At 39.5% G+C, this 2,998-nt stretch carries 1 protein-coding gene; it reads left to right on the forward strand.

Going from position 1 to position 2,998, the window contains the following annotated elements:
• Positions 1 to 478: 478 nt before the first annotated feature.
• A partial coding sequence (locus CDG77_RS34375; protein ID WP_143857170.1) for an ATP-binding protein occupies positions 479 to 2,998 on the forward strand: 2,520 nt, incomplete at its 3' end.

Below are 2,998 nucleotides of genomic sequence, written 5' to 3' on the forward strand. Positions count from 1 at the left end.
GCGGCGATCTGTCAGGTTTTCCCATGAGCGATTTTGAGAATTTTGTCTTTGCTTAGGTTTGGTCAGTGTTTTGGTAGGCATAGGTACTCAAAGCTGATTGCCTTAAGAGTTAACCTAACAAGACTTTCTCTGGAAACAGTTAGACCAAATGGCGATTTATAAGTTGTCCAGTTGGCTATTATTAACTCCTAATGTCACGTATCCTTACTAAAACAATTGGTTTCAAGCACCTAGTGAGAATTTTTTGAGTAACTAGGGATTAAGTGGACTTGGCTCAATAATGATATTTGCATATTCTCAGTAAATTTTTGCAACACAAATAAGAATGTTCTAATATCTAGTTGATAGATACAGCACTTCCGGCAGCTATGAGGTACATCCATCCTCAAAGCTGAAAGCTATGTTAGGAGAGGGGCAAGGAGAAAAACTGTATTGCATAATAGCGGTAAGCGCTGTATGTAAAAATTAAGGTTTAGAAATGAGTGGAAGTGGCGGCGGCGGTGGATACGAATATCAGGCACAAGCAACGGCATATATCGCTGCTCATATATTGACACAGAAAGCATTACGTTGGATTGACCACTCAACTGCCGATGTACCTATTGCCGTGGCAGCAGAAACAGATGGGCCAGGAGATGATATCAATATCCAACTTCAAGACGGCACAATTATAGAACTTCAAGCAAAACATGGTTTTAAAAAAGGTGAGGATTTTTGGGAAACAATTATTAAGTTAACTCGTGGTCTTGCAGAAAATCCATCGCTATATGGTATTTTGCTAACTGACTCTACAGCAAGTTCAACAATCAAAGTTAAATTACGTCAGGATATTGAGCGACTTGGGCAAGGGCGAACAGACAGTTTAAAAGAAATAACTGATGAAGTTATATCAAAGCTGAATAAGGAAGGTATTCCTTGTAATCCAGAAATTTTCAAGCGTATTCGGATTGTTATTGCCGACTTTGATGACTCTCAGAGAGATGCAAAAACAGCACAAATTTTACTTTCACAAATTATAGAAAATCAACTCCAAGAGGAAAATTCTTGGAAAATACTGGTTGCAGAAGGTCTAAATCTAATTACTAAAAAAGGGCGGCGTGATGCAAAAAGTCTATCATACCTCTTAAGCCGCGAAAACATTCAATTACGGTCAACAGGAGCGAATCCCACAGCTTTATTTGTTCGCTACATAACTCGGTTAGATGAGTCAATGCTACTGTCTAAGGCACGCTGTATTGCTAGTTGGCAAGGTGCAGGAATTAAAGAAGACGAAGCAATTGCCCTTGTTGATGATATGTCTATTGGTTTACCTCCAAATGAGCTAAAGCTTTTGCCAGGAAAGCTAATTATTATAACTGGACAAATGGGAATAGGAAAATCCTTGATTGGCGAACGTTTATTTCAAATTACAATTCAAGAAGCTAAGGAAAGTATCAATGCTCCAGTTCCTATTTTTTTTGAGGCAGAACAGATAAAAAATAACTTACTAAAAAAAGTAATACAAGAAGATGCTAGTGATTTCTATAATCCTGCAAATGAGCCTAGTTTAGTAATTATTGACAATGTAGATGATATTGGAATCACTAATGCAGTTAAGCTTCTTAAAGAAGCCAGGATTCTTATCAAAGTATGGAAAAATACGACGATAGTTCTCATTAGTAGACCTATCATGGAGTTTGTGAATGCCCCAGAGTCAATAACAGTTAATCTTCTTTCCAAACAGGAGGCTGAGGCACTAATCAAAAGATTATCGGGACGACAATATTTTTCTTACCAAGGCTTATCCGAGTCGGTTCAAGATGCAATTCTCAGACCTTTATTTGCAGTCATCCTTAGTAGTTACTTGCGAGAGTCAGCTATCTCGATACCTCAGTCGAAGGAACAACTTTTATCAAATCTAGTGGAGCGTTCCCTTCGTCCGTTACGGGAACACGTACTCAAGGCAAGCAAATTTTTAGAGCAACTCGCAGCAGCTTGTATCGATAGGGGCAGTACAATAGTTCCATCAAATGAAATTACTTCCTGGACTGAGCGACAACAGCTTATAGATTCAAGATTAATTGTCGAGAATGCTGATAGCTTACGATTCCCCCTACCTATTTTGACACAATGGTTTGCTGCTCAATCTTTAGCATCGGATATTTCCCTAATCGAGAAAATTGCTAAAGACCGACAACGCCTTGAGCTTTGGCAATATCCTCTGGTAATTGCTGTTGCTACCTTTTCACCCAGTCAAGTATCTAAATTGCTCACTCCTATTGTTACAAATCAACCTGCTCTAGCAGCTAATATAGTAAGCGAGGCACTAGCTTTTCATGGACGCTCAAGAGAGATTTCATCCCTATCTTCTTTGGAACTTGGGCAACAGGTACGAGACGCTATGCAAGCATGGGTTAGTGGATTTAAAGCGTTCTCATCACCAATTCCTTTCCTTCAGGAAAATGGAAAATTACCTACATTAGGAGTGCGGTTGAGTCAAAGAGTGCTGGGAACAACTTCACCTTCAGAAGCGCCGTTTTCAACGGCATGGGTAGAGGTTGCTTGGCATTCTGGTAATGAAAACCTGCCGGATGTCGTTGAATTACCTCTAAGCACAGAAGATTCTGATTATTTATTTTCATTGGGGTGGAAAACTCTTCAAGGATTTCTTCCTTATTCGCACATATCGTGGGCATGGAAATGGACTCTAGAACAAGTCATAAGTTCACTTTTGAATGAGAGATCCTTACCAGTAGAGGCTGGATGTTTGTCCTTGGAAGCTGCATGGTTTAGTGCGCTCTACATAACCAATCGCCATCCTAAAAATTATCCTAACTATTCTTACCCAATTCCTTTATCTCAACTTGAAACTGTCCTTGTCAAAATTGGTGATTCACACTTTCCACCAGTGTTTCAGCATTGTCTGACTCAACTTAAGATTGAGGGACTTCCAAGCAATAAAATCACCAAATACAAGAATGATAATCATTGTGAGGAGGGGGAAGGAGAAGCAGCCGAC

It is taken from the genome of Nostoc sp. 'Peltigera membranacea cyanobiont' 213 (assembly GCF_002245975.1).
In the GTDB taxonomy this organism is placed as follows: Bacteria; Cyanobacteriota; Cyanobacteriia; order Cyanobacteriales; family Nostocaceae; genus Nostoc.